The sequence below is a fragment of the Reyranella sp. genome, assembly GCF_004297265.1.
Taxonomy (GTDB): Bacteria; Pseudomonadota; Alphaproteobacteria; order Reyranellales; family Reyranellaceae; genus Reyranella.
Genome location: NZ_SCUT01000062.1, coordinates 18,596 through 35,240, shown reverse-complemented (window position 1 = coordinate 35,240; position 16,645 = coordinate 18,596). Strand labels below are relative to the sequence as shown.

16 protein-coding genes are annotated in these 16,645 nt (G+C 69.0%); 8 read left to right on the top strand and 8 right to left on the bottom strand.

Going from position 1 to position 16,645, the window contains the following annotated elements; all coding sequences use genetic code 11:
- Genes EPO41_RS28000 through EPO41_RS27980 form a run of 5 tightly spaced genes read left to right on the top strand, consistent with a single transcriptional unit; the run spans nucleotide 1 to nucleotide 6,317 of the window.
- The gene (locus tag EPO41_RS28000) at nucleotides 1–1,371 is read left to right on the top strand and encodes a pitrilysin family protein (RefSeq protein ID WP_296332503.1); all 1,371 of its coding nucleotides are present in this window, start codon (nucleotides 1–3) and stop codon (nucleotides 1,369–1,371) included.
- Nucleotides 1,368–2,693 (top strand): pitrilysin family protein, encoded by a 1,326-nt coding sequence (locus EPO41_RS27995; protein ID WP_296332501.1) that lies wholly within the window; start codon nucleotides 1,368–1,370, stop codon nucleotides 2,691–2,693. The genes EPO41_RS28000 and EPO41_RS27995 overlap by 4 nt, the downstream gene beginning before the upstream one ends.
- A gap of 13 nt (nucleotides 2,694–2,706) precedes the next feature.
- Nucleotides 2,707–4,014, top strand: a complete 1,308-nt coding sequence (locus EPO41_RS27990; protein WP_296332499.1) for a glucose-6-phosphate isomerase — start codon at nucleotides 2,707–2,709, stop codon at nucleotides 4,012–4,014.
- A 12-nt stretch (nucleotides 4,015–4,026) separates the two neighbouring features.
- Entirely contained in the window at nucleotides 4,027–5,844 is a 1,818-nt protein-coding gene (mutL, locus tag EPO41_RS27985) for a DNA mismatch repair endonuclease MutL (protein ID WP_296332497.1), read from the top strand.
- Complete coding sequence (locus EPO41_RS27980) at nucleotides 5,841–6,317, top strand: hypothetical protein (protein ID WP_296332495.1); 477 nt, start codon at nucleotides 5,841–5,843, stop codon at nucleotides 6,315–6,317. Before mutL ends, EPO41_RS27980 begins: the two co-directional genes overlap by 4 nt.
- Here EPO41_RS27980 and EPO41_RS27975 read toward each other — a convergent pair.
- The 5 genes from EPO41_RS27975 to EPO41_RS27955 form a co-directional block, all read right to left on the bottom strand.
- The gene (locus EPO41_RS27975) at nucleotides 6,304–7,701 is read right to left on the bottom strand and encodes an MATE family efflux transporter (protein WP_296332493.1); all 1,398 of its coding nucleotides are present in this window, start codon (nucleotides 7,699–7,701) and stop codon (nucleotides 6,304–6,306) included. The genes EPO41_RS27980 and EPO41_RS27975 overlap by 14 nt on opposite strands.
- A 174-nt stretch (nucleotides 7,702–7,875) precedes the next feature.
- Nucleotides 7,876–8,487 (bottom strand): histidine phosphatase family protein, encoded by a 612-nt coding sequence (locus EPO41_RS27970; RefSeq protein ID WP_296332491.1) that lies wholly within the window; start codon nucleotides 8,485–8,487, stop codon nucleotides 7,876–7,878.
- A 10-nt stretch (nucleotides 8,488–8,497) separates the two neighbouring features.
- The gene (gene rsmD / locus EPO41_RS27965) at nucleotides 8,498–9,076 is read right to left on the bottom strand and encodes a 16S rRNA (guanine(966)-N(2))-methyltransferase RsmD (RefSeq protein ID WP_296332489.1); all 579 of its coding nucleotides are present in this window, start codon (nucleotides 9,074–9,076) and stop codon (nucleotides 8,498–8,500) included.
- On the bottom strand, nucleotides 9,073–9,885 hold the full coding sequence (locus EPO41_RS27960) for a pseudouridine synthase (RefSeq protein WP_363247680.1): 813 nt from the start codon (nucleotides 9,883–9,885) through the stop codon (nucleotides 9,073–9,075). Before EPO41_RS27960 ends, rsmD begins: the two co-directional genes overlap by 4 nt.
- Nucleotides 9,882–10,598 carry a gamma-glutamyl-gamma-aminobutyrate hydrolase family protein gene (locus tag EPO41_RS27955; RefSeq protein WP_296332487.1) on the bottom strand — a complete coding sequence of 239 codons (717 nt, stop codon included), beginning with the start codon at nucleotides 10,596–10,598 and terminating at the stop codon, nucleotides 9,882–9,884. The genes EPO41_RS27960 and EPO41_RS27955 overlap by 4 nt, the downstream gene beginning before the upstream one ends.
- A 76-nt stretch (nucleotides 10,599–10,674) precedes the next feature.
- On the opposite strand from EPO41_RS27955, the gene EPO41_RS27950 reads away from it, so the two are divergent.
- Entirely contained in the window at nucleotides 10,675–11,106 is a 432-nt protein-coding gene (locus EPO41_RS27950; RefSeq protein ID WP_296332589.1) for a nucleoside deaminase, read from the top strand.
- 106 nt (nucleotides 11,107–11,212) lie between these two features.
- Here the strand turns inward: EPO41_RS27950 and EPO41_RS27945 are convergent, their stop codons facing one another.
- From EPO41_RS27945 to queF, 3 genes are read right to left on the bottom strand one after another with little or no spacing between them, the layout of a single operon-like run.
- Entirely contained in the window at nucleotides 11,213–12,076 is an 864-nt protein-coding gene (locus EPO41_RS27945) for a methyltransferase (RefSeq protein WP_296332486.1), read from the bottom strand.
- Entirely contained in the window at nucleotides 12,073–13,260 is a 1,188-nt protein-coding gene (gene queG, locus EPO41_RS27940) for a tRNA epoxyqueuosine(34) reductase QueG (protein ID WP_296332484.1), read from the bottom strand. Before queG ends, EPO41_RS27945 begins: the two co-directional genes overlap by 4 nt.
- Nucleotides 13,260–13,718, bottom strand: a complete 459-nt coding sequence (gene queF, locus EPO41_RS27935) for a preQ(1) synthase (protein ID WP_296332482.1) — start codon at nucleotides 13,716–13,718, stop codon at nucleotides 13,260–13,262. The genes queG and queF overlap by 1 nt, the downstream gene beginning before the upstream one ends.
- Before the next feature lie 28 nt (nucleotides 13,719–13,746).
- On the opposite strand from queF, the gene EPO41_RS27930 reads away from it, so the two are divergent.
- On the top strand, nucleotides 13,747–14,931 hold the full coding sequence (locus tag EPO41_RS27930) for an FAD-dependent oxidoreductase (RefSeq protein ID WP_296332480.1): 1,185 nt from the start codon (nucleotides 13,747–13,749) through the stop codon (nucleotides 14,929–14,931).
- Nucleotides 14,932–15,032: 101 nt separating this feature from the next.
- The gene (locus EPO41_RS27925) at nucleotides 15,033–16,628 is read left to right on the top strand and encodes an ABC transporter substrate-binding protein (protein WP_296332478.1); all 1,596 of its coding nucleotides are present in this window, start codon (nucleotides 15,033–15,035) and stop codon (nucleotides 16,626–16,628) included.
- Nucleotides 16,629–16,645: the final 17 nt, after the last annotated feature.

Sequence of the window (16,645 nt, the reverse complement as noted above, 5' to 3'; positions counted from 1 at the left end):
GTGCCGCTCCCCGGCCGCCGCGCCCTGCTCGGCGGCCTCCTCGCTGGCGCGGCCCTCTCGCCGTCCGGCCCGGCGCTCGCGAACCTTTTCGCCGTCGGAAAGCGCAACGTCGAAACCTTCACGCTTGCCAACGGCCTCCAGGCCATCGTGCTGCCGTCGCGGCGCGCGCCGATCGTCACCCAGGTCGTGGTCTACAAGGTCGGCAGCGCCGATGAGACGTTCGGCCGTACCGGCGCCGCGCACTTCCTCGAACACATGATGTTCAAGGGCACCGACAAGGTGCCCGCGGGCGAGTTCTCGCGCATCGTCTCGCGCAACGGCGGCCGCGACAACGCCTACACCACCTTCGACTCGACGGGCTACCACCAGACCATCGCGGCCGAACAGCTCGACCTCGTGATGCGCATGGAAGCCGACCGGATGACCGGCGTGCACATCACCGAGCGCGAGATCGTGCCCGAGCGGCAGGTCATCCTCGAGGAACGCCGCATGCGCACCGACAACGTGCCGGCGTCGCTGCTCGACGAAGCGGTGCGCGAACAGCTCTACGGCCGCCACAAGCCGTATGCCATGCCGGTCATCGGCTATGTCGATGACATCAAGCGGCTGGGTGTCAACGACCTCGCGGGTTTCTATCGCCGCCACTACGCGCCCAACAACGCCGTCCTGATCGTGGCCGGCGACACCACGACGGAACAGGTGCGCAAGCTGGCGGAGCGTCACTACGGGCCGATCGCCAGCCGCAAGATCGGTCCGCGCCAGCGTCCCTCGCAGGGCGGCACCGACCTGCCGCAGAAGGTGATCCGCGCCGATGCACGCGTCGTCGAGCCGCGCTGGTCGCGGCTGTGGCTGGCGCCGTCCTACCGCGTCGGTGAGACGAAGTATGCCTATGCGCTGCAGGTGCTGGCCCGCCTGTTCGGTGGCACCGAGACCAGCCGCCTGTCGCGGGTCCTGGTGGAAGAGCGCAAGGTCGGCCTGTCGGCCTGGGCATCCTACGGCCCATCGAGCCTCGGCCTCACCTCGTTCGACATCGGCGTGCATCCCGCGAAGTCGACCAGCCTGACCGCCGTCGAGGAGGCGGTGACGGCCGAGATGAAGAAGCTGCTCGACGGCGGCGTCACGGCCGGGGAGGTCGAGCGCGCGCAGAACCAGCTCTTGGCGGCCGCCATCTACTCGCAGGATTCGATGGCGAGCGGCCCGCGCATCTATGGCACGGCGCTCAGCACCGGCAGCACAGTGGCCGATGTCGACGCCTGGCCGCAGCGCATTTCCGCCGTCACGCCGGCCGAGGTGCTGGCGGCCGCCCGGCATGTCTGGCGCGACGATGGTGCCGTCACGGCATTGCTCACGCCCGCCGAGGGAAGCCGGTGAAGCGCCTGCGTCTCCTCGCGGCCGCACTCGCCGGCCTGTTCGCCCTGATGCCCGCCGTGGCGGGCGCGATCGAGATCAAGGAAATCACGACCCCGCTCGGCATCAAGGCCTGGCTGGTCGAGGACAAGAGCACGCCAGTCGTGGCGCTCTCCTTTTCGTTCTCCGGCGGCACCGCCACCGATCCGGCGGGGCAGGCCGGCATCACCGACCTGATGGCGGGCCTGCTGACCGACGGCGCGGGATCGATGGACGCGCAGGCCTTCCGCCAGCGACAGGAGGATGCCGCCGCATCGCTGGGCTTCAACGCTTCGCTCGACCGGCTGACCGGTTCGCTGCGTGTCCTGTCGGCCAATCGCGACGAGGGCTTCGAGTTGCTCCGCCTGGCTCTCACCGAACCGCGTTTCGATCCCGATATGGTGGCGCAGCGCCGCGCGCAGACCATTGCCAGCATCAACCAGGCGGCCCAGCGTCCGGGCTCGGTGGCAGGCCGCACCTTGATGGAGACGCTGTTCGCCGGCCATCCCTATGCCGCCGATCCCGACGGCACACCCGAGGGCCTGGCGGCCGCCACGCCCGAACGCCTGAAGAAGCGGGCCGGGGAACTGCTGTTGCGCAACAGCCTGATCGTCGCTGCGGTGGGCGACATCGGTGAGGCCGAACTGGCACGACAGCTCGATCGCTCGTTCGGCATCCTGCCGACAGGCACGCCCCCGATGCTGCCGCCGCAATGGGTACCGCCGACCACACCGCGCACCGTCGTTGTCGAACGGCCGGTGCCGCAGAGCTCGGCGCTGATGGCGCTGCCCGGCATCCCGCGCGACGATCCCGACTGGTATGCGGCGCTGGTGTTGAACCATGTTCTGGGCGGCGGCGGCCAGCAGTCGCGGCTGTTCAACGAAGTGCGTGAGAAGCGTGGGCTGGCCTACAGCGTGTCGAGTAGCCTGCGCACCTACAAGCGCGCTGCGCTGCTGGTGATGTCCACGGGCAGCGCCAACGAAAGGGTCGCCGAGGCGATCAGGGTGATCCGTGCCGAGATGCGCCGGATGCGCAACGAGGGCATCAGCGAGGCCGAGCTGACCGACGCCAGGATCTACCTGACGGGCGCCCTGGCCTTGTCGCTCGATTCGTCGGGCTCGATCGCGGGCCTGCTGCATTCCATGCAGATCGACGGCCTGTCGCCCGATCACCTGACGCGGCGCGGGGCGCTGATCGCCGCGGTCAAGCTCGACGACGTTCGCAAGGTCGCGCGGCGCCTGCTGCGCGACGAGGCGCTGACCACCGTGGTGGTCGGCAAGCCTGTCGGTATCACACCCGAACCCTGAGGATCGGCTTCCCATGTTCTACAGCCACGTGATCGACGATGCGCTCGAAAGCAAGGTCGGCAAGCAGGGACTGCATCGCGCCATGCTCGACCGTGAGCTCGCGAAAGCCACCCGGGCGCTCGACACGTTCCGGCAATGGAAGGCCGACGGCACCTTGCCGCTGCTCAGCCTGCCGGGCGCGCGCGACGACCTTGCGCTGCTGAAACCGCACGCCGTGCGATTCGCGAAGTTCGAGCATGTGATCGTGCTGGGCACCGGCGGTTCGAGTCTCGGCGGCCAGACCCTGATCGCGCTGAAGGACCAGGGATTCGGGCCCCAGAACGGGCGGCCGAAACTGTGGTTCATGGACAATGTCGATCCCTCGACCTTCACGGAACTGGCGGCGCGCCTGCCGCTCGCGCGCACCGGCCTGATCGTCATCTCGAAGTCCGGCACCACGGCCGAGACGCTGACCCAGTTCCTGACCCTGCTGCCGGAATTCGAAGCGAAGGTCGGCAAGGACAAGCTGGCCGAGCATGTCATCGCCATCACCGAGCCCAGCGATAACCCGCTGGGCCGCCTCGCGGGGAGCATCGGCTGCCCGATCCTCGATCACGATCCCAGGGTGGGCGGGCGCTTCTCGGTCCTGTCGCTGGTGGGCCTGCTGCCCGCGATGATCGCCGGCCTCGATGTCGGCGCGGTGCGCGAGGGTGCGGCGAGCGTGCTCGATCCGGTCCTGCAGGCCAGCGACGCCGGCGATCTGCCGCCGGCCATCGGCGCGGCGCTCTCAATCGGATTGGCCAAGGAACGCGGCATCGGGACCACGGTTCTGATGCCCTATTGCGACCGGCTGGGTTACTTCGGCTTCTGGTATCGCCAGCTCTGGGCCGAGAGCCTGGGCAAGGGCGGCAACGGCACGACGCCGGTGCGCGCCATGGGCACGGTCGACCAGCACAGCCAGCTCCAGCTCTATCTCGGCGGCCCGGCGGACAAGATGTTCACCGTGCTGATCCTCGACACGGCGGGGAAGGGCCGGAAAATCGCGCCCGAGGCGTTGGGCGGCGACAAGGCGCTGGCCTATCTCGAGAACCAGTCGCTGGGCGACCTGCTGCTGGCCGAGGCCGACGCCACGGCCGCGACCCTGGTGAAGAACGGCCGGCCGACGCGCGTCATGCGGATCTCCACACTCGATGAAAGGGTGATGGGCGCGCTGATGATGCACTACATGCTGGAGACGATGTTCGCCGCCCATCTTCTGGGTGTCGATGCCTTCGACCAGCCGGCGGTCGAGGAGGGCAAGATCCTGACCCGCCAGTATCTTTCCGCAAGGCGCAAGTCGTAAACTCATGGCGCCATGAGCGCCCCCCGAACCCTGCGTCGCCTGCCCTCGACGCTCGTCAACCGCATCGCCGCCGGTGAGGTGGTCGAGCGTCCGGCGAGCGCGGTGAAGGAGCTGGTCGAGAACGCACTCGACGCCGGTGCACGGCGGATCGCGGTCACCCTGAAGGAGGGCGGCCGCACCTTCATCTCGGTGGTCGACGACGGCGTCGGCATGTCGCCCGACGAGCTGCGTCTTGCTGTCGAGCGGCACTGCACCTCCAAGCTGCCCGACGACGACCTGACCGACATCCGCACCCTGGGCTTTCGCGGCGAGGCGCTGCCCTCGATCGCCTCGGTGAGCCGCTTCATCATCACCTCGCGGCCCGTCGGCGCCGACACCGCCTGGAGTCTCGAGATCGACGGCGGCGCCAAGGCCGAACCGCGGCCCGCCGCACATCCGCAAGGCACGCGGGTGGAAGTGCGCGAACTGTTCTTCGCGACGCCGGCGCGCCTCAAGTTCCTGAAGGAGCCGCGCACCGAGTCGGGCCATGTCGCCGATGCGATGCGCCGGCTTGCCATGGCCCATCCCGAGGTCGCCTTCCGGCTGGAGAGCGAGGAGCGCGCGCTGATCGATCTTGCGGCGGCCAACGGCTCGCTCCTGTCGGGCGATGCCGCGCGGCTGGAACGGCTGGCCGCCATCATGGGACGCGAGTTCGCCGACAATGCCGTGGCGATCGACGCCAATCGCGAGGGTTTCCGGCTCACCGGCTTCGCGGGCCTCCCGACGCTCAACCGGCCGACCGGCCAGCACCAGTATCTCTTCGTCAACGGCCGTCCGGTGCGCGACAAGCTGCTGGCCGGCGCGGTGCGCGGCGCCTACCAGGATTTCCTGGCGCGCGACCGCCATCCCATGGTGGCGCTGTTCCTCGAAGCGCCACCTGAGATGGTCGACGTCAACGTCCACCCGGCCAAGACCGAGGTTCGCTTCCGCGATGCCGGCATCGTGCGCGGCATGATCGTCGGTGCGTTGCGCACGGCGTTGTCGGCCGCGGGCCATCGTGCCAGCACGACCGTGTCGGATGCCGCGCTCGGCGCCTTCCGCCCGCATACGGGTTTCTCGACGCCGCTTCCCATGGGTGGTGGATACGGCAACGGTGGCGACTACTCGTCGGTGCCGCGCGGGCTTGCCGAAGCGGCGATGCAGTTCATGGCGCCGCTCGATGGCCTGTCGGCCCGGGTTGAAGAGCAGCCGGCAAACATCGCGCCGGGCAACTATCCGCTGGGCGTGGCGCGGGCACAGCTCCACGAGACCTACATCGTGGCGCAGACCGACCAGGGCGTGGTGATCGTCGACCAGCATGCTGCGCACGAGCGGCTGGTGCACGAGCGATTGAAGAACCAGCTCGAGGCCGAGGGCGTGAAGCGGCAGGCGTTGCTGCTGCCGGAAGTCGTCGAGATCGGCGAGGACGGCGCTCGGCGCCTCGCACAACGCGCCGGGGAACTCGCAGACATGGGCCTGATGCTGGAGCCGTTCGGCCTGGGCGCCGTGGTGGTGCGCGAGACGCCGGCCGTGCTGGGCGAGGTCGACATCCAGGGCCTGGTGCGCGACCTGGCCGACGAACTCGCCGAGATGGGCGATCATCTGTCGCTCAAGGAGAAGGTCGAGGAAGTCTGCGGCACGCTCGCCTGCCACACCTCGGTACGGGCCGGCCGCCGCCTCACGGTCGAGGAAATGAACGCGCTGCTGCGCCAGATGGAGGCGACGCCCCATTCCGGGCAGTGCAATCATGGCCGCCCGACCTATGTCGAACTCAAGCTGGCCGACATCGAGCGGCTGTTCGGAAGACGATGAAGAAATTCCTCGCGCTGCTACTGCTCGCCGGCGTCGCGGCATCCACGGCGTCTGCACAGAATCGCGCGCCGGCACCGCCCAGTGCTGTGCCGCCGTCGGGGGCACCGACGCCCGCGCCGGCCTCGCCGCTCGACGGCACGTGGCGCGGCACCAGCGATGGCGGCTCGTGCAATGCGCCGCTCGACTACGTGCTCACGATCGAATCCGGCTTCGTCGATGGCTCGGCCTACGACACCACGGCGCGCGGCCCGGTGCCCAATCCCAACAAGTCGGCGCCGCCGCCACCGGGTCCCGGCCTGTGGCAGATCCACGGCGTGGCCAAGGTGGGGGCGCCGTTCAATCTCCTGAGCCTCGCCTCGGTGAAGGGCCCTACTCACCAGCGCATGCAGCTCACCGCGCGCGGCGATGCCTCGGGCCTTGTCGTCACCGAGAACAGCGGCTGCCGTCGGACGGCGCGGCTCACGCGAGGTTGACGAGACCCAGCCGTTCGCGTCGCAGCCAGCGCACGAGCAGCAGCAGCGCCACGACGGTGAGGCCGGTGGCGAGGCCGATCCACAGGCCGAAGCCGGCCAGTCCGCCCTGGAAGGCGAGGCCGACTCCCAGCAGCAGGCCGATGCCCCAGTAGCCGATGCCGGCATAGACCATGGGCACCTTCGTATCGTGCAGGCCGCGCAGCATGCCGGCCGCCACCGCCTGGCCGCCATCGGCCACCTGGAACAGCGCCGCGACCATCAGGAAGCTCACCGCCAGTTCGATCACGGGCAGGTTGGCCGGCGCGTCGAGATCGAGGAACACGCCGACCAGCGTGCGCGGCGCCAGGATCATCGCCAGCGCCGTCAACGCCATGAAGCCGACGCCCATCGCATAGGCAGTCCAGCCGGCACGGCGGATGCCCTCCCTGTCGTGTGCGCCGAAGGCGCGGCCGACCCGCACGGTCGCGGCTTGCGCGAGCCCGAGCGGCACCATGAAGGAGAGCGATGCGATCTGCATGGCGATCGAATGGGCTGCCAGTGCGGCCGCGCCGATCAGGCCCATCAGGAACGTGGCGCCGTTGAAGACGGCGACCTCGAAGACCAGGGTCGCGCCGATCGGCAGGCCGAGATGCCACAGTTCGCGGAAGCGCGGCCAGTCGGCGCGCCAGAAGCGGCCGAACAGGTGATAGCGGCGGAACCGGCGGTCGGTGAGGATGACGGCCGCGAGCAGTGCGAACATCAGCGTGTCGGCAAGCGTCGTGGCAACGCCCGCACCGACCAGGCCGAGCTTCGGCAGGCCGAGATGGCCGAAGATCAGCACCCAGGCGACAGCCGCGTTCGCGACCACGCCGGCGATGCCGGCCGCGAGCGCCCAGAGAGGCCGCTCCAGCGCCGAAACGAACGAGCGCAGCACAAGGAAGAGGAAGAACGGCAGCAGGGACCATTGCAGGGCGCGGACATACCCGGCGGCCGCGCGGGCGAGGGCCGGTTCCTGGCCGATCGCCAGCAGGATGGCCTCGCTCTGCCACAGCACGATCCAGATCGGCGCGGTGACGCCGGCCGCCATCCACATGCCCTGGCGAACCGTGCGGCGCACGTCGCGCACCGAGTGCCCCTTGCGGCCGAGCTCGCGCGCAATCATCGGCGCCGTGGCCGTGGTGAGACCGAGGCCGAAGATCATGGTCGCGAAATAGAGATTGGAACCCAGTGCGCCGGCGGCCAGCGCATCGGGGCCGAGCCAGCCCATCATCACCACGTCGGTCGCGGTCATCAGGGTCTGCGCGAGATTCGTCAGGATGAGCGGCCAGGCGAGCACGAGCGTGGCGCGGGCTTCCTCGGCCCACGTCATCCGGTTCGCCGTCCCGGTCTGCGCTTCCTCGTTCATGCCGGCGCTTATAGCCGGCACCTTGTTACGATCAAGAATCACTCCTCCCCATTCAAATTGGGAGGTGGCGCATCTTATGCGACGGAGGGGTCATGAGGGTTCGCTCGTTCTTCGGCGCTCCCGGACATCGCAAGGCGATGTCCTGACGCTTAAAGGGCCGAGCTTCGCTCGACCCTACAGGTCGCAGGTGACCCGGTGTTCGCGGCCGTCGTGCAGGCGGAAGAACGCGTCCTGCGGTTTCTCCAGAACGAACATGGCGCGCGCATCGAGTCCGAGGTGGAGGCCGCGCATGACGGCGCCGCTCACGCCGTGGCTCACCACCACGGTGCGCGTGTTGCTGGCGGCGATGTCCGCCAGCATGGTCTCGCAGCGCAGGCGAAGATCGGTGTGCGTCTCGCCGCCGGGCGGGCAGTAGCCGTGCGGGTCGGCGCGCCAGTCGGCGAGCGCGTTCGGATGATCGATCTCGATCTCGGCCCAGGAGAAGCCTTCCCACGTGCCGTAGGAAAGTTCGGCCAGCCTCATGTCCTCGCGCCAGTTGGAGGAGGCAAGCCCCAGCTCCTGGCCGATGATCTCCGACGTCTCGCGCGTGCGTCCCAGCGGACTGCGCAGGAAGATCGTCGGTCCGGGCTCGCGCTCGAGTTCGCGCCGGAGCGTGCGGCCCATCGCCAGTGCCTGGACACGCCCGCGCGGGGTCAGGTCGGAATTCTTGTGGCCCTGCATCCGCCGCTCGGTGTTCCAGGCGGTCTCGCCGTGACGCAGCATGTAGAGGGGCGCAACAAGTTTCATGAGGGGAGCTTCATGGGCTCCGCTTGAGGATCACGATCTTGGCCGCGCCGTAGCGGCGTTCGTCGATCGCCTCGAAGCCGTCCGGCGGCGACAGATCTTCGTTGTGCGCCAGCTCGACCGTGACGACGCAGCCCGGCGTCATCCAGCCGGCGCTTGCGAGCGCGGTGATGGCTGCAGGCGCCTGGCCCGAGCGATAGGGCGGATCGAGGAAGACGAGGTCGCAGGCCTCGCGCGACGGCGGCGGCCGCGTCGCATCGGCGCGCACGACCTTGGCTGCGCCGGTCTCGCCGAGCTTCCGCAGGTTCTCGCCGATCGCCTTGACCGCGGCGGCATCGTTGTCGAGGAAGGTGACATGGGCCGCGCCGCGCGACAGCGCTTCCAGCCCCAGCGCACCGGAGCCGGCATAGGCATCGAGCACGCGCGCATCGATCAGCGGCGATGTGCCGCCGTCCCCGTCGTCGCGCCAGCGCGCGTGGACCAGGATGTTGAACAAGGACTCGCGAGCGCGGTTCGCGGTGGGCCGGGTCGCATCGCCCGGCGGTGTTTCGAGCATGCGGCCGCGATGCTTGCCGCCGATGATGCGGATCATCCGGCCCGCCGACGCTTGGCGTGGGGTGGCGTGGGCTTCGGCTTGGGCTTGGCCCAGCCTTCCTTGCGTGGCGGACGCTTCACGCCCAGCAGGTTCTCGAGCGCCTGCGGCGGGATCTCGTCGACCTGGCCGCGCTCCAGTTCGCCGAGATGGAACGGCCCGAAGGCCACGCGGATCAGGCGCACCACCGGCAGGTCGAGATGGGCCAGCACGCGGCGCACCTCGCGGTTCTTGCCTTCGGTCAACGCGATGTCGATCCAGGCGTTGGAGCGCTGCTGGCGGTCGAGGCTCGCCTGGATGGAACCGTAGCGCACGCCCTCGATGGTGATGCCGTTGGCGAGCTCGGCCAGCTTTGCCTCGTCGACAGTGCCGTGCACGCGGGCGCGGTAGCGGCGCGTCCAGCCGTTGGCCGGCAGTTCGAGCTGCCGGGCGAGTCCGCCATCGTTGGTCAGCAGCAGCAGCCCTTCCGAGAAGTAGTCGAGGCGGCCGACGGTGACGACCCTCGGCATGCCCTTGGGCAGCGATTCGAAGATGGTGCGACGTCCCTCGGGATCGCGCGCCGTCACCATCTCGCTCGGCGGCTTGTGGTAGCGCCACATGCGCGCGCGGTCGGCGGCGGGCAGGGGCTTGCCGTCGACCTCGATGGCGCTCCTGTCGGTGACGACGCAGGCCGGTGTCTCCAGCACCTTGCCGTCGACCTTCACGCGGCCTTCCGCGATCCAGCGTTCGGCATCGCGGCGCGAGCACAGGCCCGCGCGCGCCAGGCGCTTGGCGATGCGCTCGCCTTCCTTGACGGGTTGCTCGCTCACTTTGCCGCCGCCGCTCCCAGGAAGGCGCGGAACAATTTCGCGTCGCCCTCGGAGATATGGAACTCAGGATGCCACTGCACGCCGATGCAGAAGCGGTAGGCGGGAGCTTCGATGCCCTCGATCACGCCGTCCGGCGCGGTGGCGTTCACGACGATGCCTTCCGGCTGGTCGGCGGCGGCCTGATGATGGGCGCTGTTCACCTGCAGCTCCTCGGCACCGACGATGCCGTGCAGCTGCGTGCCCTTCGCCACCTTCACGACATGGCCGGGTTCGTCGCGCGGGTTGGGCTGCTCGTGCGCCAGCGCATCCTCGATTGCGTCGGGAATGTGCTGTATCAGCTTGCCGCCCAGCACGACATGCAGCAGCTGCTGGCCGCCGCAGATGCCCAGCACGGGCTTGTTCCGGGCCAGCGCGCCCTTGGTGACGCCGAATTCGAAGGCGGTGCGGCGGTCCTTGGTGATCACCGTCGAATGCTTCGCGCCGCCGCCATAGTAGGAGGGGTCGACGTCGAAGGCGCCGCCGGTCACCACCAGCGCGTCGATGCGCTCCAGATAGTCGGCGACCCGGTCGGGCTCGTGCGGCAACGCCACCGCCAGGCCACCAGCCGCGTCGATCGCGTCGAGGTAGTTCTGGCGCAGCGCATACCAGGGAAACTTGGAGTATCCGCCTGGCTTTTCAGCATCCAGGGTGACTCCGATCAGGGGACGGGGCATGCGGGCCAAGATACGCGCGCGCGCCGCCGCGCGCTATAGTGCGGCGGAGATGCCGGACGCCTCGAAGCTCACCCCCATGGATAGGGCGCTCGCCGCCGCCCGCGCCGCCGGTGCGCGCGGCGAGGTGCCTATCGGCTGCGTGATCGTGGGACCGGACGGCGCGGTGCTGGCCGAGGCCGGCAACCGCACCGAGGCGCTGAAGGACCCGACCGCGCATGCCGAGCTGCTGGCGATCCGCGCCGCCGCGGCCGCGCTGGGTTCGCCGCGCCTGGTCGGCTGCGACCTCTACGTCACGCTGGAGCCGTGCCCGATGTGCGCCCAGGCGATCTCCTTCGCGCGGCTGCGGCGTGTCTACTGGGGCGCGCCCGATCCCAAGGGCGGCGGCATCGAGCAGGGCCCGCGCATCTTCGACCAGCCGACCTGCCACCACCGGCCCGAGCTCTATCCCGGCCTTGGCGAGCGCGAAGCGGGCGAGTTGCTGCGCAGCTTTTTCAGGGAGCGGCGTTAGCGTAGTTCGACGCACCGGAAGCTCAAAGGAGCGCGCCACTCCAGTGGCGCCCATACCCTGAATATCGACGAAGCTTGAGCGCCACTGGAGTGGCGCGCTCCAATGATTACGGCTTCACGAACTTCAGGACGAACTCGTCCTTGGGCTGCGGCGGGTCGGGCGTGTTCTTGTCGCGCGGATCGTTGGGGTTGCGCAGGAAGGTGCCTTCGGCCACCAGCTTGAAGCCCGCCGCCTCGACCTCCTTGCGCAGGAACGCCTCCTCGATGCGGTGCAGGGTGCCGGACTCCGAGATACCCGTGCCGGGCCGGCCTGCATGGTCGGCGATGACGTAGAAGCCGCCGGACTTCAGCGCCTTGAAGGCTGCCGCGTTCATCCTGTCCCGGTCGACGCCCAGGAAGCCGAGGTCGTGATAGTTGAACATCAGGGTCACGAGATCGAAGCGGCCGTCGGCCAGTTCGGGCGGCAGCGGATCCTCGAAGGGCCGGGACAGTGCCGTGATCGGTGCGGCGGCGACGCCGGCCGCCTTCATCTTCTCGCTGCGATCCGCCAGCGCGACGGGCGAGGGACGCGGCGGGGCGGGCGGTGTGGCCGGTGCCGCCATCGGCGCGGCTGTCGGATTGGCATTGCCTTCGGGTGCGGCGGGGCGCGGCGCCGGCTGGCTGGGATCGCGCGGCGGCCGGCTCTGGCCATAGACCGCACCCGTGGGCCCGATGGAGCGCGCCAGCAGTTCCGTCGTGTAGCCGCCGCCGGCGCTGAGATCGAGCGCGGTGATACCCGGCGTGATGGCGATGAAGGCCAGCATCTCCGCGGGCTTGCGGCGCTGGTCATTGGTGCGGTCGGCAGCGCTGCGGTCCGGGCTCGCGAGGATTTCGGCGATGCGCGCCGGCGAATTCGGCTGCTGCGCCATGGCGGAGCCTGCCGCCAGCAGGAAAGCCGTGCCGGCGATCATTGCCCGTCTCTTGAAAGTCATTGTTTCACTCCCTGCCGGAGCGCCTCCGCCCATTCGGCGCGGACACCGGCATCGGAGTCTTCGGCGGTTTGCCGGCGCCGCGCAACCTCGTCCGGCGCGAGTTGCGACAACGCCCAGACGGCCGCGCCTCGCACCAGCGGTGAGTCATCCTGCAGCAGCCGTTCGACGGCCGGCAGCGATTCGGACGGTGTGCCGCTGTTGCCCAGCGCATAGGCGACGTTGCGCAGGAAGCGGTCGCGGCCGATGCGCTTCACCGCCGTGCCGGAGAAGCGCGTGCGGAAGGTCGGATCGTCCAGGGTGGCGAGCTCGGCCAGCAGCGGCGCCTGCAGCTCGGCGCGCGGCGCGAACGCCGCCTCGCGCGATTGGCGGGCGAACTTGTTCCACGGGCAGGCGGCGAGGCAATCGTCGCAGCCATAGATGCGGTTGCCGAGAGCGCTCCGGAATTCGCGATCGATCGGGCCGGCATGCTCGATGGTGAGATAGGAGATGCAGCGCCGCGCATCGAGCTGATAGGGCGCGGGGAAGGCATTGGTCGGGCAGGCATCGAGGCAGGCGCGGCACTGGCCGCAATGGTCGGTCTCGGGCTCGTCGGGCGGCAGTTCGATCGACAGGAGCAGTTCGCCCAGGAACAGCCAGGAGCCGAAGCGGCGCGACACGAGGTTGGTGTGCTTGCCCTGCCAGCCATGGCCTGCCTGTTGCGCCGCGAGCTTCTCCATCAGCGGCGCGGTGTCGACGAAGACCTTCAGGCTCTCGTGATAGGTGTCCCAGATGAAGCGGCCGAGCTGCTTCAGCCGGCTCTTCATCACGTCGTGATAGTCGCGGCCCTGCGCATAGACGGAGACGGCGCCGCGCTCGCGCTCCTCCTGCATGAAGCGCGGGTCGCCGGCGGGGCCGTAGTTGAGCGCGACCGAGACGACGGTGCGCGCCTCGGGCCACAGGCCGGACGGGTCGATGCGCTGCTCGGCGCGATCGACCAGCCAGCCCATGTCGCCCTGGAAGCCTCGCTCCAGGAACGCTTCCATCCGCTCCCGCCGCAGCTGCCGCGCCTCGGGCGAGAGCTGGGCGGGCGCGAAGGCCACGGCGTCGAAGCCGAGCTCCAGCGCCTTGGCGGAAATCGCGTCGCGCAGCGCGCGCGGCGTCGCCTGTTTCGGAGGCCGCTTCGGACGGGGCGGCAGCCTGGCCATCAACCCCGGCCGCGATAGGGCGCCACGCCGGTCTCGGGAAGCCACAGGCCCTTGGGCGGGGCGGCGGTCTGCCAGAACACATCGATCGGCATGCCGCCACGCGGATACCAGTAGCCCGCGATCCGAAGCCAGCGTGGCGCCAGCAGCTTCACCAGCCGCTTGCCGATGCCCACGGTGCAGTCTTCGTGGAAGGCGGCCTCGTTGCGGAAGCTGTTGAGGTAGAGCTTCAGCGACTTGCTCTCGACCAGCTTCGCGTGCGGGACGTAGTCGATCACGAGATGCGCGAAATCGGGCTGGCCGGTCACCGGACAGAGCGAGGTGAATTCCGGCTGCGTGAAGCGTGCGAGATAGAGCGTGCCCGGATGCGGATTGGGCACCGTTTCGAGCACGGCTTTGTCGGGCGAGGCGGGGAGGGGCGTCTCATGCCCGAGCTGTTTGAGTTTTGCGTATTTAGCCATGCGCCCATCATATGCTAAGCGGGCCGTCATGACTCACAGGGTTGCCATCGTCGGCGCCGGCCCGTCCGGCTTCTACGCCGCGGACGGGCTGCTGCGCGGCCGTCCCGACCTTCGCATCGACGTCATCGACCGCCTGCCGACGCCGTTCGGCCTGGTGCGGGCGGGCGTCGCGCCCGATCACCAGGGCACCAAGGCCGTGGTTCGCCAGTTCGACCGGCTGCTCACCCAGCCCGACCTGCGCTTCGCCGGAAACATCGAGATCGGGCGCGACCTGTCGTGGGACGAGGTCATCCAGTCCTACGACGCGGTGATCGTCGCCACCGGCATGGTGGTCGACCGCAAGCTGGGCATTCCCGGCGAGGATCTGCCGCATGTCTGGGGCTCGTGGCGCTTCGTCGCCTGGCTGAACGGCCATCCCGACTTCCGCACCGGACCCGACCTCTCGGGCGTGAAATCCGTGGCGGTGATCGGCAACGGCAACGTGGCGCTCGATGTCGCGCGGCTGCTGGCCAAGACCCCCGACGAAATGACCAAGTCGGACATCGTGGCCGAGGCGGGCGCCGCCATCGCGGCGGCGCCGATCGCCGACATCCACGTGATCGGCCGGCGCGGCGCCGGGGAGGCCTCCTTCACCACCAACGAGCTGGCCGAGATGGGCCGCCTGGCGCGCGCCGTTTCAGTTGCTGATGCGAGCGTGCTCGCAGCCGAAGCGCCGGCCTCGGACCCGACGCCGGAGCGGCTGCGCAAGGCCAAGAACATCGAGACCCTGAAGCGCTACGCCGCGCAGACGCCGGGCGAGAAGCCGGTGACGGTGCATTTCCGCTTCCACGAGACGCCCAAGGCGATCCGTCCCGGTGAGGTCGAGCTGTCGACGGGCACACTGGTCGCCGATCTCGTCGTCACCTGCATCGGCTATACCGGCGAGCCCTTCCCGCAGGCCGAGAACGTGTTTCCGGTCGGCTGGGCGCGCCGCGGCCCCAGCGGCACCATCCCGACCAATCGCGCCGACAGTCATGCCGTGGCGAAGCAGGTGATCGACTTCCTCGAGGATCGCGACCTCAAGAGCGGCCCTGACATCATGCCGCTCTGTGTCGATGCCGAAGGCTGGCATCGCATCGACAAGGCCGAGGTCGCGGCCGGCGCGGCGCAGGGACGGCCTCGGGTGAAGTTCGTCGACTGGCAGGCGCTGCTCGACATTGCGCAGGGCGACTGATCGTTCTTTCGAAGAAATCGAGCGCGGCACGGCTCGCGCGATACGGTGGCCGGCCTTATTCTTGCGTCCCGCCGGGGAAGGCCAGAGTTCAAGGAGTTTTCATGCTGAAGTTACGTCGTCGTTTCATGGGCGCGCTCGCCGCTGCCGCCGCGGTGATGCCGCTGGCTGCGCCCGCCCCCGCCTCGGCGCAGTCCGCGCCATCCACTCTCAAGGTCGCGCTGCATTCGGATCTCAAGATCATCGATCCGATCTGGACCTCGGCGCTGATCACCACCAACCACGGCTACATGGTCTACGACACGCTGTTCGCGGTCGACGACAAGCTCGAGGTCAAGCCGCAGATGGTCGACAAGTGGGAGGTCTCGCCCGACAAGCTGACCTACACGCTGACCCTGCGCGACGGGCTGGAATGGCATGACGGCAAGCCGGTCACGGCGGAGGATTGCGTCGCCTCGATCAAGCGCTGGGGCGCGCGCGACGCGATGGGCCAGAAGCTGATGGCGGTGACGTCGGACCTGACGGCGCCGGACGACAAGACCATCAAGTTCGTGCTGAAGCAGCCCTACGGCCTGCTGCTCTATTCGCTGGGCAAGCCGGGCTCGAACGTGCCCTTCATGATGCCGAAGTCGGTCGCCTCGACCGATCCCAACAGCCAGATCACCGACGCCACCGGCTCCGGCCCGTTCATCTTCAAGAAGGACGAGTGGAAGCCGGGCGAGAAGGCGGTCTACGTCAAGAACCCGAAGTACAAGCCGCGCCCTGAGCCGGCCTCGGGCTTCGCCGGCGGCAAGGTGCCCAAGGTCGACCGCATCGAATGGGTTTGGATCCCCGACACGCAGACCCAGGTCAACGCGCTGCTGGGCGGCGAGATCGACCTGGTGGAAATGGTGCCGGCCGACCTGCTGCCGCTCCTGAAGAAGGAGAAGAGCGTCAAGGTGTTCGTCGGCAACAAGGCCGGCCGCCAGTACACGATGCGCTTCAACGTGCTGCACAAGCCGTTCGACAACGCCAAGGTCCGCCTCGCCGCGCTCTACGCGCTCGACCAGAAGGAATTCCTCGACGCCAATGTCGGCGACCCGGAATACTACAAGGTCTGCAACTCGCTCTTCCCCTGCGGCTCGCCGCTGGAATCGACCAAGGGCTGGGAGGACAAGCTGTCCGGCAACGCCGCCAAGGCGAAGCAGCTGCTGCAGGAGGCGGGTTATGACGGCACGCCGGTGGTGATGCTCCACCAGACCGACGTGGCCGGCCATAACAACCTCGCGACCGTCGCCAAGCCGCAGCTCGAGAAGGCCGGCTTCAAGGTCGACCTTCAGCCGATGGACTGGCAGACGCTGGTCGCGCGCCGTGCCAAGAAGGATGCGCCGAGCGCCGGCGGCTGGAACGTCTTCTTCACCTCGTGGGGCGCGGTCGACGTGATCAACCCGGCCGCCGCCGCCTTCCTCAACGCCTCGTGCGAGAAGGCCACCTTCGGCTGGCCGTGCGATGCCGAGATGGAGAAGCTGCGCGATGCCTATGCCGCCGAATCCGATCCGGCCAAGCAGAAGGAGATCGCCGAGAAGGTCCAGCTGCGCGTGCTCGAATATCCGACGCATGTGCCGCTCGGCCAGTTCACCTCGCCGACCGCCGTGCGCTCCAACGTGAGCGGCATGGTCTTCGCGCCGACGCTCGCGATGTGGGGCCTGGAGAAGAAGTGACCGCGTAGCCTTCGGAT

What these genes read in the sequence shown, in the direction of transcription:
- queF (WP_296332482.1), bottom strand. Translation starts at nt 13,718, where the DNA reads ATGGCTAAATACGCAAAACTCAAACAGCTCGGGCATGAGACGCCCCTC.
- queG (WP_296332484.1), bottom strand. Translation starts at nt 13,260, where the DNA reads ATGGCCAGGCTGCCGCCCCGTCCGAAGCGGCCTCCGAAACAGGCGACG.
- EPO41_RS27925 (WP_296332478.1), top strand. Translation starts at nt 15,033, where the DNA reads ATGCTGAAGTTACGTCGTCGTTTCATGGGCGCGCTCGCCGCTGCCGCC.
- EPO41_RS27975 (WP_296332493.1), bottom strand. Translation starts at nt 7,701, where the DNA reads ATGAACGAGGAAGCGCAGACCGGGACGGCGAACCGGATGACGTGGGCC.
- EPO41_RS27980 (WP_296332495.1), top strand. Translation starts at nt 5,841, where the DNA reads ATGAAGAAATTCCTCGCGCTGCTACTGCTCGCCGGCGTCGCGGCATCC.
- EPO41_RS27950 (WP_296332589.1), top strand. Translation starts at nt 10,675, where the DNA reads ATGGATAGGGCGCTCGCCGCCGCCCGCGCCGCCGGTGCGCGCGGCGAG.
- EPO41_RS27970 (WP_296332491.1), bottom strand. Translation starts at nt 8,487, where the DNA reads ATGAAACTTGTTGCGCCCCTCTACATGCTGCGTCACGGCGAGACCGCC.
- rsmD (WP_296332489.1), bottom strand. Translation starts at nt 9,076, where the DNA reads ATGATCCGCATCATCGGCGGCAAGCATCGCGGCCGCATGCTCGAAACA.
- EPO41_RS27930 (WP_296332480.1), top strand. Translation starts at nt 13,747, where the DNA reads ATGACTCACAGGGTTGCCATCGTCGGCGCCGGCCCGTCCGGCTTCTAC.
- EPO41_RS27945 (WP_296332486.1), bottom strand. Translation starts at nt 12,076, where the DNA reads ATGACTTTCAAGAGACGGGCAATGATCGCCGGCACGGCTTTCCTGCTG.
- EPO41_RS27955 (WP_296332487.1), bottom strand. Translation starts at nt 10,598, where the DNA reads ATGCCCCGTCCCCTGATCGGAGTCACCCTGGATGCTGAAAAGCCAGGC.
- mutL (WP_296332497.1), top strand. Translation starts at nt 4,027, where the DNA reads ATGAGCGCCCCCCGAACCCTGCGTCGCCTGCCCTCGACGCTCGTCAAC.
- EPO41_RS27990 (WP_296332499.1), top strand. Translation starts at nt 2,707, where the DNA reads ATGTTCTACAGCCACGTGATCGACGATGCGCTCGAAAGCAAGGTCGGC.